Source organism: Cryobacterium adonitolivorans (assembly GCF_004402695.1).
In the GTDB taxonomy this organism is placed as follows: Bacteria; Actinomycetota; Actinomycetes; order Actinomycetales; family Microbacteriaceae; genus Cryobacterium; species Cryobacterium adonitolivorans.
On the sequence record NZ_SOFL01000005.1, the window covers coordinates 37,737 to 54,855 of the forward strand.

Annotated in this window: 14 protein-coding genes and 1 tRNA gene; 12 read left to right on the forward strand and 3 right to left on the reverse strand. The window is 68.3% G+C overall.

Going from position 1 to position 17,119, the window contains the following annotated elements; all coding sequences use genetic code 11:
• Nucleotides 1-104 precede the first annotated feature (104 nt).
• Both gndA and E3O42_RS01960 read right to left on the reverse strand, forming a co-directional pair.
• The gene (gene gndA / locus E3O42_RS01955) at nt 105-1,508 is read right to left on the reverse strand and encodes an NADP-dependent phosphogluconate dehydrogenase (RefSeq protein WP_241984574.1); all 1,404 of its coding nucleotides are present in this window, start codon (nt 1,506-1,508) and stop codon (nt 105-107) included.
• A gap of 120 nt (nt 1,509-1,628) precedes the next feature.
• Nucleotides 1,629-2,342, reverse strand: a complete 714-nt coding sequence (locus tag E3O42_RS01960; protein ID WP_134452262.1) for a FadR/GntR family transcriptional regulator — start codon at nt 2,340-2,342, stop codon at nt 1,629-1,631.
• A gap of 217 nt (nt 2,343-2,559) precedes the next feature.
• Here E3O42_RS01960 and E3O42_RS01965 point away from each other — a divergent pair, with 217 nt between their 5' ends.
• Genes E3O42_RS01965 through mfd form a run of 3 tightly spaced genes read left to right on the forward strand, consistent with a single transcriptional unit; the run spans nt 2,560 to nt 7,489 of the window.
• A complete protein-coding gene (locus E3O42_RS01965; RefSeq protein WP_134452263.1) occupies nt 2,560-3,174 on the forward strand; it encodes a 50S ribosomal protein L25/general stress protein Ctc in 615 nt (204 codons plus the stop codon).
• A gap of 46 nt (nt 3,175-3,220) precedes the next feature.
• Nucleotides 3,221-3,808, forward strand: coding sequence for an aminoacyl-tRNA hydrolase (gene pth / locus E3O42_RS01970; RefSeq protein WP_134452264.1), 588 nt, complete (start codon nt 3,221-3,223; stop codon nt 3,806-3,808).
• A 45-nt stretch (nt 3,809-3,853) separates the two neighbouring features.
• The gene (gene mfd, locus E3O42_RS01975; protein ID WP_134452265.1) at nt 3,854-7,489 is read left to right on the forward strand and encodes a transcription-repair coupling factor; all 3,636 of its coding nucleotides are present in this window, start codon (nt 3,854-3,856) and stop codon (nt 7,487-7,489) included.
• Here mfd and E3O42_RS01980 read toward each other — a convergent pair.
• Nucleotides 7,416-8,624, reverse strand: coding sequence for a Na+/H+ antiporter NhaA (locus tag E3O42_RS01980; protein WP_134452266.1), 1,209 nt, complete (start codon nt 8,622-8,624; stop codon nt 7,416-7,418). The two genes, mfd and E3O42_RS01980, sit on opposite strands and share 74 nt — an antisense overlap.
• A gap of 159 nt (nt 8,625-8,783) precedes the next feature.
• Between E3O42_RS01980 and E3O42_RS01985 the strand changes: the two genes are divergently transcribed.
• From E3O42_RS01985 to E3O42_RS02025, 9 genes are all read left to right on the forward strand, one after another.
• Nucleotides 8,784-9,548 (forward strand): nucleoside triphosphate pyrophosphohydrolase, encoded by a 765-nt coding sequence (locus E3O42_RS01985; protein WP_134452267.1) that lies wholly within the window; start codon nt 8,784-8,786, stop codon nt 9,546-9,548.
• A 44-nt stretch (nt 9,549-9,592) separates the two neighbouring features.
• Nucleotides 9,593-10,126, forward strand: coding sequence for a ferritin (locus E3O42_RS01990; protein WP_134452268.1), 534 nt, complete (start codon nt 9,593-9,595; stop codon nt 10,124-10,126).
• A gap of 55 nt (nt 10,127-10,181) precedes the next feature.
• A complete protein-coding gene (hisS, locus tag E3O42_RS01995) occupies nt 10,182-11,435 on the forward strand; it encodes a histidine--tRNA ligase (protein WP_134452269.1) in 1,254 nt (417 codons plus the stop codon).
• Between the two features lie 160 nt (nt 11,436-11,595).
• A complete protein-coding gene (gene eno / locus E3O42_RS02000; protein ID WP_134452270.1) occupies nt 11,596-12,876 on the forward strand; it encodes a phosphopyruvate hydratase in 1,281 nt (426 codons plus the stop codon).
• A 228-nt stretch (nt 12,877-13,104) separates the two neighbouring features.
• Nucleotides 13,105-13,653 (forward strand): FtsB family cell division protein, encoded by a 549-nt coding sequence (locus E3O42_RS02005; RefSeq protein ID WP_134452271.1) that lies wholly within the window; start codon nt 13,105-13,107, stop codon nt 13,651-13,653.
• Nucleotides 13,650-14,186 (forward strand): DUF501 domain-containing protein, encoded by a 537-nt coding sequence (locus E3O42_RS02010; protein WP_134452272.1) that lies wholly within the window; start codon nt 13,650-13,652, stop codon nt 14,184-14,186. Before E3O42_RS02005 ends, E3O42_RS02010 begins: the two co-directional genes overlap by 4 nt.
• Entirely contained in the window at nt 14,141-15,460 is a 1,320-nt protein-coding gene (locus E3O42_RS02015) for a S8 family peptidase (RefSeq protein ID WP_134452273.1), read from the forward strand. Before E3O42_RS02010 ends, E3O42_RS02015 begins: the two co-directional genes overlap by 46 nt.
• A 39-nt stretch (nt 15,461-15,499) precedes the next feature.
• A complete protein-coding gene (locus E3O42_RS02020) occupies nt 15,500-16,954 on the forward strand; it encodes an NAD(P)/FAD-dependent oxidoreductase (protein WP_134452274.1) in 1,455 nt (484 codons plus the stop codon).
• 64 nt (nt 16,955-17,018) lie between these two features.
• Nucleotides 17,019-17,095, forward strand: a tRNA-Leu gene (locus E3O42_RS02025).
• The last annotated feature ends 24 nt before the right edge of the window (nt 17,096-17,119 follow it).

Genomic DNA, 17,119 nt, shown 5'->3' on the forward strand with positions numbered 1-17,119 from the left:
CAACTGTTGCCCATGCGGACTTTTGCGGCCGGCGTGCGGGGCGCAAATGTCCGCACGGGCAACAGTTGCCGGGCGGGTGTGCGGGTGGTGCGGGGGACGAGCCTCTAGTGCGAGGAACCCTCTGTGACGATCTCGGTGCGGTCGCCGGACCAGAGGGTGTGGAAGGTGCCGTCCTTGTCGGTGCGCTTGTAGGTGTGCGCTCCGAAGAAGTCGCGCTGGCCCTGGGTGAGGGCAGCGGGAAGGCGGTCAGCACGCAGGCTGTCGTAGTACGCCAGCGACGAGGCGAAAACCGGCGCGGGGATGCCGGCGTGGGCAGCGTCGGCGACAACGTTGCGCCAGGAGTCCTGCGCCGTGGCGACAACATCGGTGAAGAACGGGGCGGTGACGAGCGAGACAAGTCCCGGGTTCTCGGTGTACGCCTCGGTGATGCGGTTGAGGAAGCGGGCGCGGATGATGCAGCCACCGCGCCAGATCTTCGCGATCTCGCCCTTCTTGATGTCCCAGTTGTACTGCTCGGCGCCGGCGACGATGGCGTCGAAGCCCTGCGAGTAGGCGATGACCTTGGACGCGTAAAGCGCCTGGCGGACACCCTCGATGAAGCCATCGACGTCTTCGACGGGGTTGGCGGTAGGGCCGGGGAGAGCGGCGGCGGCGGCGCGCTGTGCGGGCTTGGAGGAGACGGAGCGGGCGAACACGGCCTCGGCGATGCCGGAGACGGGGATGCCGAGGTCGAGCGCTGTCTGCACGGTCCACACGCCGGTGCCCTTGCTGCCGGCCTGGTCGAGGATGACGTCGACGAGCGGCTTCCCGGTCTCCGCGTCGACCTGCTTGAGGACCTCCGCTGTGATCTCGATGAGGTAGCTTTCGAGGTCGCCCTTGTTCCACTCGGTGAAGATCTCGGAGATCTCGGCCGGGGTCTTGCCGGTTCCGCGACGGATCAGGTCGTACGCCTCGCCGATGAGCTGCATGTCGGCGTACTCGATGCCGTTGTGGATCATCTTGACGAAGTGGCCGGCGCCGTCGGTGCCCACGTGGGTGACGCAGGGCACGCCGTCGACGACCGCGGCGATGGACTCGAGGATCGGGCCGAGGGTGACGTACGCCGAGGCGCTGCCGCCGGGCATGATGCTCGGGCCCTTGAGGGCGCCTTCTTCGCCACCGGAGATGCCGGCGCCGACGAAGTTGATGCCGGTCTCGCGGACAGCCTTCTCGCGGCGCAGGGTGTCGGTGAACAGGGCGTTGCCGCCGTCGACGATGATGTCGCCGGGCTCGAAAAGCTCGGTGAGCTGGCTGATCACGGCGTCGGTGCCCGTGCCGGCCTGCACCATGATGATGGCGGTGCGGGGGGCCTTGAGTGAGGCGACGAACTCCTCGATGGTCTCGGAGGCGACGAAGCCGGCCTCGGGGTGCTCATCGGTGAGCAGCCGGGTGCGTTCGGGTGAACGGTTGTAGACGGCCACGGTGTTGCCTTCGCGGCTGGCGAGGTTGCGGGCGAGGTTGGAGCCCATCACCGCCAGTCCGACAACGCCGATGTTTGCTGAACCGGTTTCTGACACGTGTTCTCCCTTAGATCTGTGAGTTGTGATCATGTTCAAGATTAGTGGCTTGCGTAAGCCATGTAATCATATTTATAGCGCGGAGGCCGAACCACCGGCCCAGGTCGGCTGCACCTCGGCGTAGGTGCGGCGCATGATCAGCTCCATCGCCTCCCGGGCCTTCTGCGGTTGCGCGCCCGAAATCGCCTCGGCGACCTCGGCGTGCAGCTGCAGGGTGTTCTCGTGCGGGTGGTCCGGCATCAGGCCCAGGTCGGTGCGACCGGACAAGACCGCAGCGACGGCTCCGTCGAGCTTGGCGAACATCTCATTGCCGGAACCCCGCAGCACCAGGCGGTGAAACCGGATGTCCAGCTCCAGGAACTGGGTCAGGTCGCCAGTGTCGCCCGCGGTGCGCATCAGCTCGGCCACGTCCAGCAGGTCGGCCGAGACCGAGGCGGCTGCGTGCCGAGCGGCCAGTTCCGCAGCCATCGGTTCCACGGCGGAGCGCAGTTCGGTCAGTGAGCGCAGCTGTTCGCCCTTGCCGGGGCCGAGCAGGCGCCACCGGATGATGGTCGGGTCGTAGGCGTTCCAGCTGGCCGGCGGCAGCACCCTGATGCCAACCCGTTTGACCGACTCGACGAGCCCCATCGACCCCAGCACCCGGATGGCCTCCCTGATGACCGACCGACTCACGCCCTGCCGGCGCTCGATCTCGTCGGAGAGCAGGACCGTTCCCGCCGGAACCGTGCCGTCGACGATGGACCGGCCGACGTCTTCGGTCACTCGGGTGTGCAGGCTGGGCGGCATGGTCGTCACTTTATCGCCTAGACTGTTGAGTTGAACTTCGGCGAGGGATTCGCGCCTACCGGGAAACCGGCACCAGCGAAATCCGTAATCGACGCGGCGAAAAGTCCTCTCAGGCCTTTCCTCACGCTGACATGCGTTCGAGTTGAACCAGCATCCGTACTGCGGGCCCAGTGCCCGTACCACCAATACGGGCACACGAGGCCCGCAAGGAGACACCATGGCCGAGGCCAAGAACAACAACAACAAGATTTCTGCTGACGCACGCAACAGCTTCGGCAAGGGCGCGGCGCGCAAGCTTCGCGTGCTGGGCAAGATCCCCGCCGTCATCTACGGCCACGGCACCGACCCCGTGCACGTCGCCCTGCCGGCCCACGAGATCGGCCTGTTGCTGCGTCGCGCGAACGCCGTGCTCGAGCTCGACGTCGAAGGAACCACCCACTTGACCCTGGTCAAGGACGTGCAGAAGGACCCCGTCCGCCAGATCATCGAGCACCTCGACCTCATCGTCATCCGCAAGGGTGAGAAGGTCCAGGTTGAGGTCGCCGTGCACGTCACCGGTGAGACCGCCCCCGGCACCACCGCCGACCTCGACGCCAAGACCCTGCTGCTCGAGGTTGAGGCCACGAACATCCCGCAGAGCGTGAGCGTCGACGTCGAGGGCCTCGAAGACGGCACCCTCATCCACGCCAGCGAGATCACGCTGCCCGACGGCGCGTCGCTCATCTCCGACCCCGAGATGGTCGTCATCGGCGTGCACCTGCCCGCCGAGGAAGAAGAGGAAGAGGAGACCACCGCCGAGGAGGCTCCCGCCGAGGACGCTGCCGCCGAGTAGTCTCCCCCCTCCAGCACCGGACAGAAACTTTTTGTAAAGGAACCCCCTGGACGAGAATCTCTGGCTCGTAGTCGGGCTCGGTAACCCCGGGCCCGGCTACGCCGGTAACCGCCACAATGTCGGCCACATGGTCACGGCCGTGCTCGCCGACAGGCTGCGCGCGAATTTCAAGACCCACAAGGCGAATTCCGCCGTCGCCGAGGGACGCAGCTTCCCCGGCGGCCCCAAGCTGATCCTGGCCAAGCCGAACAGCTTCATGAACCTCTCCGGCGGCCCCGTCGCGGCCCTGCTACGGTTCTACTCCCTCGACGTCTCCCGCCTCATCGTCGTCCACGACGAGCTGGACCTGCCGTTCGACACCCTGAAGATCAAGGTGGGCGGCGGCCACGGCGGCCACAACGGGCTGCGCGACATCATCGCCGCCACCGGCAGCAAAGAGTTCACCCGCATCCGGATGGGCATCGGCCGCCCGCCCGGCCGCCAGAACGCCGCCGACTTCGTGCTGCACGACTTCTCCAGCGCCGAGCGCACCACCCTGGGGATCATGCTCGAGGACGCGGCGGATGCGATAGAGATGATCGCCGCCGAGGGTGTCACCGCCGCCCAGCAGAAGTTCCACGCCCCCCCCGCTTAGCGCACGAGAAGATCGGGCCTGGAAAACTACCCGTAGACTTGTGCGGTGATTCTTCAGGGCTTGATTCCGGCGCTTTCGCGTGCCTCCACGTTCGATGCCGCCCTCGCCTGCGCGGCCCGTGACGCCGACTTCTCGCTCACCGAGGGCCTCCGCGCCCCCCTGTTGGCCGCGTTGCTCGAGCAGCGCGACAGGTTGGACAAGGGCCGGGCGCTGCTGGTCATCACCGCCACCGGCCGCGAGTCCGAGGCGCTGAGGGAGAACCTGGGCTGCTTCTGCGACGACGCTGAGATCGTCGAGTTCCCCGCCTGGGAGACCCTGCCGCACGAGCGGCTCAGCCCCAGCGCCGAGATCGTGGGCCGCCGGCTGTACGCCCTGCGGCGGATGCGTGACTGGGAGGCCCAGGACGCGGCCACCCGGCGTCCCCTCATCGTGGTGGCCTCGGTGCGCGCTGCCCTGCAGCCCGTGGCCGACAACCTCACCGACTACGACCCGCTCGAGCTCACCGCGGGCGGCCGCGGCCACGACCTCGCCGCCATCGCCGTCGACCTCGTCAGCGTGGCATACGCCCGCGTGGACATGGTCACCCGGCGCGGTGAGTTCGCCGTCCGCGGCGGCATCCTCGACGTGTTCCCGCCGATGGCCGCGCACCCGTACCGCATCGAGTTCTTCGGCGACGAGGTCGAGCAGATCCGCGCCTTCGCGGTCGCCGACCAGCGTTCGATGCCCGAACCCGTCGAGTCGGTGACCCTCCCGCCCAGCCGTGAGCTGCTGCTCAGCCCCGCCGTGCGCCAGCGCGCCCGGGAGATGCAGCACGAGTTCCCGAGCCTGGCGGGCCTGCTCGCCAAGGTGGCAGAGGGCATCCCCGTCGAGGGCATGGAGAGCCTCGCGCCCGCCCTCGTCGACCGGCTCGTGCCCGTCACCCACTACCTGCCCCGCCAGGCCGCCGTGGCCGTGATCTCCCCGGAGCGGGTCGCCTCCCGAGCCATCAGCCTCGCCGAGACCAACCGGGAGTTTCTCTCCGCCGCCTGGAACGCCGCCACTGCCGGCGCCGAGGCCCCCATCGACCTGGCCTCCGGCGACTTCCTCACCCTCGGCACCCTCCGCGACGCCGTGCGGTACTCCGCGCCCGGCGCCCCCGCCACCGAACGGGTCTGGTGGACGATGAGCTCCTTCCAGGCCGCCCCCACCGACATCGAGGTGCTTCCGGAGCACCGCGAGATCGACGAATTGCTCACCATCCGCATCGAGGGCGACGCCGTGCCCAGCTTCGCCGGCAGCGTCGAGGGGGCCGTCGGGCACCTGGGCGGCCGGCTCAAGGAGGGCTGGACCGTCGCCGTCGTCGCGCAGGGCGCCGGCCTGGTCGAACGCGCCGCCGACGTGCTTGCCGGCGCCGAACTGCCCGCCCGCATCGTCGAGGAGTTCCCGGCGAACCCGGAACCCGGCATCGCCTACCTGCTCAAGGCCTCCATCGCGCACGGCTTCGAGATCCCCGAGACCAGGCTCACCCTGGTCAGCGAGAGCGAGTTCTACGGCCGCACCGTCGGCTACGACGCCCGGCAGATCAAGAAGCTGGCCAGCCGGCGCAAGAACGTCGTCGATCCGCTGCAACTGAAGACCGGCGACCACGTCGTGCACCAGACCCACGGCATCGGCCGGTTCCTCGAGCTGACCCAGCGTGAGGTCTCCAGCGGCGGCCGCAACCCGGTAAAGACCACCCGCGAATACCTGGTCCTCGAGTACGCGCCGTCCAAGCGCGGCCACGGCGGCGACAAGCTCTACGTGCCCACCGACCAGCTCGACCTGGTCTCCCGCTACGTCGGCGGCGAGGCGCCAACGCTGTCGAAGATGGGTGGCAGCGACTGGTCGGCCGCCAAGACCAAGGCCCGCCGGGCGGTACGTGACATCGCCGTCGAGCTCGTCAAGCTGTACTCCGCGCGGATGGCCAGCAAGGGCCACGCATTCGGCCCTGACACCCCCTGGCAGCGCGAGCTCGAGGAAGCGTTCCCGTTCGCCGAGACACCCGACCAGCTCACTACCATCGACGAGGTCAAGGCCGACATGGAACGGCCCATCCCGATGGACCGGCTGCTCTCCGGCGATGTGGGCTTCGGCAAGACCGAGGTCGCCGTGCGCGCCGCGTTCAAGGCCATCCAGGACGGCAAGCAGGTGGCCATGCTCGTACCCACCACCCTGCTCGTACGCCAGCACATGGAGACCTTCCAGGAACGCTTCGCCGGGTTCCCGATCCACCTGCGGGCCCTGAGCCGGTTCCAGACCGACAAGGAGTCCCGCGAAACCGTGGCCGGCATGCAGGGCGGCACCGTCGACATGGTCATCGGCACCCACCGGCTGCTCTCGGAGAGCACCGTCTTCAAGGACCTCGGCCTGGTCATCATCGACGAGGAGCAGCGTTTCGGCGTTGAGCACAAGGACGCGCTCAAGAAGCTCAAGACCAACGTCGACATCCTCGCGATGAGCGCCACGCCCATCCCGCGCACCCTGGAGATGGCCGTCACCGGCATCCGCGAGATGTCGACCCTGGCCACCCCGCCAGAGGACCGGCACCCGATCCTCACCTTCGTCGGCCCGTACTCCGACCGCCAGGTGGCCGCCGCCATCCGCCGCGAGCTGCTGCGCGAGGGCCAGATCTTCTTCGTGCACAACCGGGTCTCCAGTATCAACCGGGTGGCCGCGCAGCTGGCCGAACTGGTACCCGAAGCACGCATCGCCGTCGCGCACGGCCAGCTGCCCGAGGCCCAGCTGGAGCAGGTGGTGGTGGACTTCTGGGAGAACAAGTTCGACATCCTGGTCTCCACGACCATCATCGAGACCGGCCTGGACATCGCCAACGCGAACACCATCATCATCGACCGGGCCGACAAGTACGGCCTCAGCCAGCTGCACCAGCTGCGCGGCCGGGTGGGACGCGGCCGTGAACGGGCCTACGCCTACTTCCTCTACGACGAGAACAAGCCGCTGTCCGAGATCGCGCACGACAGGCTCGCCACGATCGCGGCCAACAACGAACTCGGCGCGGGCATGCAGGTGGCGCTGAAGGACCTCGAGATCCGCGGTGCCGGCAACCTGCTCGGCGGCGAGCAGGCCGGCCACATCGCGGGGGTCGGTTTCGACCTGTACCTGCGCATGATAGGCGAGGCCGTGTCGACCTTCCGCGGCGACGTCGCGGAGGGCCAGACCGAACTGCGGCTCGAGCTGCCCGTGGACGCGCACATCCCCGAGGAGTACGTCGACAGCGAACGGTTGCGGCTAGAGGCATACCAGAAGCTCTCCGGCGCCAGCGGGCTCGCGGCCGCCGCCGACCAGATCGGCCTGGTGCTCGAGGAACTCACCGACCGGTACGGCGAACCGCCCGAGGCCGTGACGAACCTCATCGCCGTTTCCAGGCTGCGCCGGCACGCCCAGCAGGCCGGCCTCGGCGAGGTCGTGGCGATGGGCTCCAACCTGCGCGTCGCCCCGGTCGACCTGGCCGATTCGATGCAGGTGCGGGTGCAACGGATGTACCCGGGCGCCAAGTACTCGGCCGCGGCCGGGTCGATGATCGTGCCGCTGCCCCGCCCGAACGGTGAGCCGCCGACCGATGCCGCGCTTATCGCGTGGACGGGCTCGCTGCTGGATGCAGTGTTTCCGCGGCCCGTCGATACTGCCGTGCCCGCACACTGACCACGACGGCCGAGGCCAGGATCGCGACGCCCGAGCCCAACAGCACGGCGAGTGTGGCCTCGTCGACAACCTCGATGTTGCCCGCGAAGGCGAGCGCACCCATCAGCAGCGACACCGTGAAGCCGATGCCGCCCAGGCACGCCACCATGACGATGTCGGCGAGCTTCAGTCCGGCCTTAGACCCGCTGGGCCGGCGTGATATCAGGCTCCCGAGCGCCCCGGCCAGGGTTATCCCGATCAGCTTGCCCACGGGCAGGGCAACGAGGATTCCCCAGAACGCCGGGCTCAGTTCGGCCAAGCCCACCTGCGGGATCGCGACCAGCGCCGCCGAGAACGCGAACAACGGCAGGATCACCGCGTTGGAGTACGGCTCGAGCACGTGGCGGGTGCGACCGCCGGGCACCCGGGCCATCACCAGGCCGAGGATCACACCGGCGATGGTGGCGTGCACTCCGGACAGGTAGGTGAAGTACCACGTGGCCACGCCCAGCACCGTCAGGATAAGAACGATCGGCCAGGTGGGTTTCCGGCCAAGCACCCACGCGGCGCGGGGCTTGAGCAGCCGGCTGGTGAGGCCGAACAGGGTGGCGGCCATGGCGGCGAAGCCGATGTACTGCAGCTGTGGATCCTGGGTGAAGAAGAACGCGATGATCAGGATCGCCACGAGGTCGTCGAGCACCGCCAGCGCCAGCAGGAACACCCGCACCCGAGTAGGGATGCCCCGTCCGAACACCGCCAGCACTCCCAGGGCGAAGGCGATGTCGGTGGCCGTCGGCACCGGCCAGCCCGCCGCGAGCCCCGATCCCCGGGTGATCAGCAGGTAGATGCCCGCCGGAACGACCACTCCGCCAAGCGCGGCGAGGGCCGGCAGCGCGGCCTTGCCGAAGCTGTTCAGGTCGCCGATCACCAGTTCGCGCTTGAGCTCGATGGCGATGAGGAAGAAGAACACCGCGAGCAGGCCGTCACTGATCCAGTGCTTGGCGGACAGGTCGAGGCCGAAGAGCCCGGTGTTGAGGTGCGTGTCCGCGGCCTCGATGAGCGCGGGCCCGAACGACAGGTTCGCCATCACCAGGCCGAGGACTCCGGCGATGAGCAGAAACCCGGCGGCGTAGCGCTCGGATCGGATGAAGGTCATTCGGTGTCCTGTCCACCCCTGAACTACTGAACTGCTGAGCTGCGGGGTCGGTTGTGGGTCAAGAGCAGCACACGCCGCCCGCCGACCAGACTTCCCGGCACACCTGTTGACAGCTTAGCCGGGCCGCCTACGATTTAGCTGGGCGGCCTACGATGGAGTGTGACCGATTCTGCCCAGCCAGCCCCGCCCGTCGCCGAACCGACCAGCAACCTTGAGGGGCTCGTTGAGACCGTCGCCAGGCTGCGAGCCCCTGGCGGCTGCCCGTGGGACGCCGAGCAGACCCACGCGTCGCTCGTGCAGTATCTCACCGAGGAGACCCACGAGCTGATCGAGGCCATCGAGAGCGGCAGTCGGGACGACCTGCTCGAGGAGCTCGGCGATGTGCTCTACCAGGTGGTCTTCCACGCGAGCATCGCCGCCGAGACGCCCGGAGAGGGCTTCGGCATCCAGGATGTGGCGGCGCGGATGACCCAGAAAATGGTCGGCCGGCATCCGCACGTGTTCGGTGACGTGGGGCAGCGCAGCCTCGACGAGGTCGTGGCCAGCTGGGACGACGTGAAAGCGGCCGAGAAACCGCACCGCACCAGTGTGCTCGACGGGATCCCGCAGGGGATGCCGGCGCTGGCACTGGCCGACAAGGTGCTCGGCCGGGCCCAGAAGATCGGCCTGCTCGAGACGGATGCGCCGGCCCTGCTGCCCATCGACAGTGAGGCAGAGCTCGGCCCGATCCTGCTGGCGATCGTGTCGGCGGCCAAGGCCCAGGGGCTCGACTCCGAGCGGGCCCTGCGCACGGCGCTCCGCGACCTGCAGGACGAGATCCGGGCGGCGGAACAGGACGGGCCGGACGACTCGTTCACCGAACAGGACGAAGACCAGACTGACGACCCCTCCGACGCCGGTATCATCGGCCTGCCCAGCACCTAGGCGGAAGCTGGCGCACCGCCTGCCCCGACCGGTAACGTCTGAGCATGACCGAAACTTCTTTCAACGCGCTTCTGACCCAGCAAATCGGCAACGAGTTCGGGGCGTCGCAGCAGTACATCGCCATCGCCACCTGGTTCGACAGTCAGGACCTGCCCCAGCTGGCCGCACACTTCTACCGCCAGTCGGTCGAAGAGCGAAACCACGCGATGATGCTCGTCCAGTACCGCCTCGACCGGGGCCTGGAGGTCGTGATCCCCGGCATCCCCGCCGTGATCAACGGCTTCGCGAACATCGTCGAGCCGATTGCCCTGGCACTCGCGCAGGAGCAGCAGGTCACCAGTCAGATCGAAGCGCTCTTCAAGGCCGCCCGCCAGGACGGCGACGCCCTCGGTGAGCAGGCCATGCTCTGGTTCCTCAAGGAACAGGTCGAGGAGGTCGCCTCGATGTCGACCCTGCTGACCATCGCCAAACGGGCCAAGGACGACCTCTTCGCCATCGAGAACTTCATCGCCCGCGAGCAGGTCGGCGACGCCGGCGTCGAAGCGGACGCCCCAGGCGCTGCCGGCGGCGCCCTCTGACGCACCAACTCTGGGGCGGCCGGGCGGCGCCGCGCGACCTGACAGAATTGGGGGCATGGCAACAGCAGTGACCCCTCCCCGCGGCATGCGCGACTTCCTCCCGGCCGACAAGGCCACCCGCGAACGGGCGCTGGGCATCATCCGCTCCAGCTTCGCCGTGCACGGCTTCGACGAGATCGAGACGCCCGTCATGGAGGACACTGCCAGGCTGCACTCCGGCCTCGGCGGCGACAACGAGAAGCTCGGCTTCGCCGTACTCAAGCGCGGAATCGGCCCGGCCGACCTCGTGACGGCCGCCGAGGCCGACGACCTGCTCTCGCTCACCGACCTGGGCCTGCGCTTCGACCTCACGGTGCCGCTGGCCCGGTTCTACGCCAGCCACCGCGCCGAGCTGCCCACCGTGTTCCGCTCCATCCAGATCGCCCCGGTCTGGCGCGCCGAACGCCCGCAGAAGGGCCGCTACCGCCAGTTCGTGCAGTGCGACATCGACATCATCGGCGAGGCGGGCCCGCTCGCCGAGATCGAACTGATCACCGCCACCGTCGCCGCCCTGGACAACCTGGGCCTGTCCGGCTGCTCGATCCGCATCAACGACCGCCGCATCCTCACCGCGATGCTCGCCACCTGGGGCGTGGCCGACACCCTCACCGAACGCGCGCTGATCACCCTGGACAAGCTCGACAAGATCGGCGTCGACGGCGTCGTCACCGAGCTCGGCGGCCTCGGCGTCGACACCACCGGCCTGGCCGACACCCTCGCGGGCTTCAGCGACGCCGGCTGGCCAGACCCCACGGATACGCCGGCCTGGCTGGACGCCGCCGCCTACGCCGACCTCTCTCTGCTGCGGGCCGCGCTGCCCGGGGTGGCGCTCGAGTTCGATCCCACCCTGGTGCGTGGGATGGGCTACTACACCGGCACCATCTTCGAGATCAAGCACCCCGACCTGGGCTACTCGCTGGGCGGCGGCGGCCGCTACGACGGCATGATCGGCCGGTTCCTCGGCACCGACGTGCCCGCCTGCGGCTTCTCGATTGGTTTCGAACGCATCGTCGACCTGCTCGCCGGCTCCGACGACGACACCGCCGCCGCCGTCGTGCTCGTGCACGAGAAGGATGCCGACCCGGCCGCCCTCGTCGCCCTCAAGACCGCCCTCGTGGCCGCCGGCCTCCGGGTGCGGCTGGAAAAGCGCACGAAAAACCTCAAGGCGCTGCTCGAACGGGCCGGTGCCGCGGGCTACGGCCGGTTCGCCTTCGTGACCAACGACTCTGGTGATCCCGCCGGACTGGTCTTCAAATCGCTCTTCGACTGAACACGGGGTGATCCCGCGATGAACGGGACTTCAGTCCTGAGCGCGGCGGCGTGCCGATCACTAGACTGTTCCACGGACTGGAACACAGCGGCGTCTTCCTCAAAATCCACACGGACTTAGAATCCAAAAATCGATAGACAGACAGACACAGGAGATAGTTGTGGCTCTTATTGACGCAGTTGTTGCACGCGAAATCCTCGACTCTCGGGGCAACCCGACCGTCGAGGTCGAGGTTTTGCTCGAGGACGGCACGCTGAGCCGTGCCGCCGTTCCCTCAGGCGCCTCGACCGGCGCCTTCGAGGCCTACGAGCTGCACGACGGTGACAAGAAGCGTTACCTCGGCAAGGGCGTGCTCAAGGCCGTTGGCTCCGTCACCGACGAGCTCGGCCCGGCCGTCGAAGACCTCGACGCCACCGACCAGCGCATCATCGACATGGTCCTCAACGAGACCGACGGCACCGTCAACAAGGAGCGCGTCGGCGCGAACGCCATCCTCGGCGTGAGCCTGGCCGTCGCCAAGGCCGCCGCCAGCTCGGCCGACCTGCCCCTCTTCCGCTACCTCGGCGGCCCGAACGCGCACACCCTGCCCGTTCCCATGATGAACATCATCAACGGTGGCTCGCACGCCGACAACGACGTCGACATCCAGGAATTCATGGTTGTCCCGATCGGCGCCTCCTCGTTCAGCGAGGGCCTGCGCTGGGGCGTTGAGACCTACCACGCCCTCAAGGGCCTGCTGAAGTCCAAGGGACTCGCGACCGGCCTCGGCGACGAGGGTGGCTTCGCCCCCAACCTGCCCAGCAACCGTGCGGCGCTCGACCTCATCGTCGAAGCCATCAAGCTGGCCGGCTACACGCCCGGCACTGACATCGGCCTGGCGCTCGACTGCGCAGCCACCGAGTTCTTCAAGGACGGCGTCTACCACTTCGAGGGCAAGGAACTCACCTCCACCGAGATCGTCGCGTATTACGCCGAGCTCCTCGAGGCCTACCCGCTCGTCTCCATCGAAGACCCGCTCGAGGAAGAGGACTGGGACGGCTACGTCCACCTCACCGCGCAGCTTGGCGACAAGGTGCAGATCGTCGGAGACGACCTGTTCGTCACCAACCCGATCCGCCTCGCCAAGGGCCTCGAGATCGGTGCCGCGAACTCCATCCTTATCAAGGTCAACCAGATCGGCACCCTGACCGAGACGATGGACGCCGTGTCCCTCGCCCAGCGCGCCGGCTACACGACCGTCATCTCCCACCGCTCCGGTGAGACCGAAGACACCTTCATCGCCGACCTCGCCGTCGCCACGGATGCCGGCCAGATCAAGACCGGTGCCCCGGCCCGCAGCGAGCGCGTTGCCAAGTACAACCAGCTCCTGCGCATCGAAGAAGAGCTCGGCGAGGCCGCGGTCTACGCCGGCCGCGCAGCGTTCCCGCGTTTCAAGGGCTAATAGCCTCTGAGCAGCACGGGCTCCCCGCCTCCGGACATCGTCCGGGGCGGGGAGCCCTTTTTTGTCGGCCCCTGGGGTGCTTGGCTGCGGGTTTGCTCAGGATTTGTGTTGGCGGGCCGTGGCGAACCGTGCGGGCCGAAAGATCTGGCACTCTAGAACCGGGGCATTTTGTGCGCCCCGGCGAGCATCAACCGAGCAGCCGAGCAGCCGAGCCAGACGGGAGTCACCGTGACCTTCACCGGCTCTGGCATGACCCCGCCCCGGCTACCCAAGCCGCACCGTTCCCAGGCGCGCGGCGTTGAGCCCCGCCCGACGGAGCAGCGGGCCGTCAAGCTCGCCATCGACGAGACCGCGGTGCGCAGCTGGCTCCGCGGCCTGCGGTTGTCGGGATTCTCCTTCGTGATGATGGGCCTCCTGGTGCTCGCTGTGGTCGTGCTCGCGCCCAGCGTGCGCACCTACGCAGAACAGCGCAAACAGATCGACCAGCTGAGCAATACCGTCGCGGCGCAGCAGGACTCGGTTGACGACCTCAAGGCGGAGCGCGAGCGGTGGAACGACCGCACCTTCGTGACCACCCAGGCGCGAGACCGGCTCTCCTACGTGATGCCCGGTGACATCAGCTTCCTCGTGATCAACGACACCGGAGCCAGCGTCGACGGCGCCGCCGACACCGCACCGATCAGCACCGCCATCCAGGACACCGACGTCGACTGGGTCGACTCGGTCTTCCGATCGGTGATGACATCCGCACTGGCCCCCCAGGAGGCAGCACAATGACCCGACCGCCGTTCGACCCCGCGTCCGAGGCCGACATCAGGGCAGTCTCCGCGCAGCTCGGCCGCCCCGCGCGCAACGTGATCGGCATCGCCGCCCGCTGCATCTGCGGCGCGCCCACCGTCGTGGCCACGGCCCCGCGGCTGGAGGACGGCACCCCGTTTCCCACCCTGTACTACCTGTCGCACCCCGCCGCCACGGCCGCGCTGTCGTTCCTGGAAGCCACCCAGGTGATGAATGAGTACAACCAGATGCTCGCCGACGACGAAGACCTGCGCTCGCACTACCGGGCCGCGCACGAGAGCTTCCTGGCCGATCGCGAGATGATCGGTGTGGTCCCCGAGCTGGCCGGAGTGTCATCCGGCGGCATGCCGGTGCGGGTGAAGTGCCTGCACGCCCTGGCCGCGCACGCCCTGGCCGCGGGTCCCGGCGTCAACCCCATCGGCGACCTGGCCCTGCTGCGGGCCGCTTGGTCGCCCCAGGTGTGCGAATGCCTGGATTACGCTCCGCCGGCGGTCCCGCCGGCCGACGCGTGAGTGGCGCCGCGCGCCGCATCCTCACCGGGGTTGCGATCACCCTCTCGGCCGCCGTCGCAGTCGTGGGCGTTGTCGGTGACGCCCGCGCCGCCCGCGCCGACCAGGTGCGCGACCTCGAATACTGGCTGAACGACTACGGCTTCAGCCAGGCCTGGAACACCACCAAGGGAGCCGGCGTCACCGTCGCCGTCATCGACACCGGCGTCGACGGCAGCATCACCGAGCTCAGCGGCGCCGTCGTCGGCGGCACCGACGTCTCCGGCGTCGGCTCGTCGAACGGCCAGACCCCGGTCGGTGCCGAGAACGAACACGGCACCCTGGTGGCGTCGCTCCTCGCCGGCCGCGGCACGCCCACCGGCGGCGGCCTGATCGGTGTGGCGCCAGAGGCGTCCATCCTCGCCGTCTCGGTGGCCTTCGGCACCAGTGATGCCGTGCTCAGCAATGACGACCAGATCGCCGAGGGCATCCGGTGGGCCGTGGACAACGGCGCCGACGTGATCAATATGTCCCTCACCCGCAACACCCTCGACTGGCCGACCAGCTGGGACGACTCTTTCATGTACGCGTTCGAGAACGACGTCGTGGTCGTCGCTGCCGCCGGCAACCGGGGCAGCGGAACCGCCGAAGTCGGTGCTCCCGCCACGATTCCCGGCGTGCTCACCGTCGCCGGTGTCGACCAGTCCAAGGAGGCCAGCTTCGACGCCTCCTCGCAGGGCATCACCATCGCCGTGGCCGCACCGAGCGAAAAGCTCGTCGGCGTCGCGCCCGGCGGCGGCTATATGGAGTGGTACGGCACCAGCGCGGCGGCGCCGATCGTCTCGGGACTGGTCGCCCTGGTGCGGTCGGCCTACCCGAAACTGGATGCCGCCGAGGTGATCAACCGGGTCATCGAGACCGCGAACCCCAACGGGCACACCGTGCCGAGCCCGATCTACGGCAACGGTCTGATCGACGCCGCCGCGGCGGTTTCGGCGTTCGTGCCGAAGTCCACCGCCGCCACCCCCGCCGAGCTGCTGCAGGAGTGGATCACGCTGCACCGCCGTGCCGATGCCGAGCCGATCACCCCCACTACATCGAACACTCCGGTACCCGTCGTTCCGGACGCCGACCCGCCCCTGCCTGAACAGAACAGCGCCGCGGGCTGGCTGCCGAGCCCGCTCACGCTCACCTATGTGAGCGTGCCGCTCGCCGTGCTGGTTGGTTTTGCTATCCTAGTAACGCTGTTCGGCATTGGGGCCACGCGGCATTTCAAGCGAATTCGTTCCAAGCTCTAAAATTTCGCGCATCCAATCCCTGTAGGAGGCCTTCTAATCGTGCCCAAAATTCTCATCGTCGGTGGCGGCTACGCGGGTTTCTATACCGCCTGGAAGCTTGAGAAGTGGCTGCGACCCGGCGAGGCCGAGGTCACCATGGTCGATCCGCTGCCGTACATGACCTACCAGCCGTTCCTCCCTGAAGTGGCCGCAGGATCCATCGATCCGCGTCACTCGGTCGTGGCCCACCGTCGCCACCTCAAGAAGACCAATGTGCTCACCGCGAAGGTCACGAATGTGAACCACGCGGAGAAGAAGGCCACCATCACGCCGCCGGTCGGCGAGCCGTGGGTCTTCGACTACGACATCGTCGTGGTCACCGCCGGCGCCGTGTCGCGCACCTTCCCGATCCCGGGGGTCGCTGACCAGGCCATCGGCTTGAAGACCATCGAGGAAGCCGTCGCGATCCGCGACACTGTCCTCACCAACTTCGACAAGGCGGCGCAGCTGCCCGCCGGTCCCGAGCGCGACCGCTTGCTGACCTTCGTGGTCATCGGAGGCGGCTTCGCCGGCATCGAGGTGTTCGCCGAACTGCGTTCCTTCGCCACCTCGCTGCTCACCAAGTACCCGCAGATCGCCTTCGAAGACACCCACTTCCACCTCATCGAGGCGATGGGCCGCATCATGCCCGAGGTGTCCGAGACCACCGCGCTGTGGGTCATCAAGAACCTCGCCGAGCGTGGCGCAGAGGTACACCTGAACACCCAGCTCACTTCCGCCGTCGACGGCAAGATCGAACTCTCCACAGGGGAGACCTTCGAGACCGACCTGATCGTCTGGACCGCCGGCGTCATGGCGAACCCCGGCATCGTGCGCAACACCGACCTCCCGGTCGAAGAGCGCGGCCGTCTGCGCGTGCGCGCCGACCTGCGCGTCGGCACCGAGGACGAGATCGTCCTCGACGCCTGGGCCGCTGGTGACGTCACTGCGGTTCCCGACCTCTCCGGAGGCGGCGTCGGCGGTTTCTGCGTGCCGAACGCCCAGCACGCCGTTCGCCAGGGCAAGCTCATGGCAAAGAACATCGTCGCGGTCCTCCGCGGCGAGGGCCCGGTCGAGTACAACCACAAGAACCTCGGAGCCGTCGCCGGCCTCGGAGTCGGTGTCGGCGCATTCCAGTCCGGCAACTTCGCCCTCAAGGGTTTCCCGGCCTGGATCGCCCACCGTGGCTACCACGGCATGGCGATGCCGAGCTGGGAGCGCAAGATCCGCGTCGTCGGCGGCTGGGTCCTGAACTTCTTCCTCGGTCGCGACATCGTGTCGCTCGAGGCCGTGCAGACGCCCCGCGCCGTGTTCGAGGAGTTCGCGTCCCGTCCGAAGCCGCCGGCAGCCGCACCCGCCGTCGTCGCCCCGGCCGCGGTCAAGGCCCCGCGTGCACCGCGCAAGCCCTCGGTGAAGAAGCCTGTCGTCGAGGTCGCCGCTGCCGACGCCGGCACGGAGACCGTCGCAGCACCGTAAAGTCACCGGTGGATGCCGCACCCCGGTGCGGCATCCGCTCGTGATGCCCGGCTAGTCCGGGCGTGCCCCCGTAGCCCAACCGGCAGAGGCAGGCGACTTAAAATCGTCACAGTCTGGGTTCGAATCCCAGCGGGGGCACCAGAGAACAACCGGCGCGATGCGCTC

Coding starts and splice junctions, on each gene's coding strand:
- gndA (WP_241984574.1), bottom strand. CDS start 1,508: ATGGGCTCCAACCTCGCCCGCAACCTCGCCAGCCGCGAAGGCAACACC.
- E3O42_RS01965 (WP_134452263.1), top strand. CDS start 2,560: ATGGCCGAGGCCAAGAACAACAACAACAAGATTTCTGCTGACGCACGC.
- E3O42_RS02010 (WP_134452272.1), top strand. CDS start 13,650: ATGACCCGACCGCCGTTCGACCCCGCGTCCGAGGCCGACATCAGGGCA.
- E3O42_RS01960 (WP_134452262.1), bottom strand. CDS start 2,342: ATGCCGCCCAGCCTGCACACCCGAGTGACCGAAGACGTCGGCCGGTCC.
- E3O42_RS02015 (WP_134452273.1), top strand. CDS start 14,141: ATGCCTGGATTACGCTCCGCCGGCGGTCCCGCCGGCCGACGCGTGAGT.
- hisS (WP_134452269.1), top strand. CDS start 10,182: ATGGCAACAGCAGTGACCCCTCCCCGCGGCATGCGCGACTTCCTCCCG.
- E3O42_RS01980 (WP_134452266.1), bottom strand. CDS start 8,624: ATGACCTTCATCCGATCCGAGCGCTACGCCGCCGGGTTTCTGCTCATC.
- E3O42_RS01990 (WP_134452268.1), top strand. CDS start 9,593: ATGACCGAAACTTCTTTCAACGCGCTTCTGACCCAGCAAATCGGCAAC.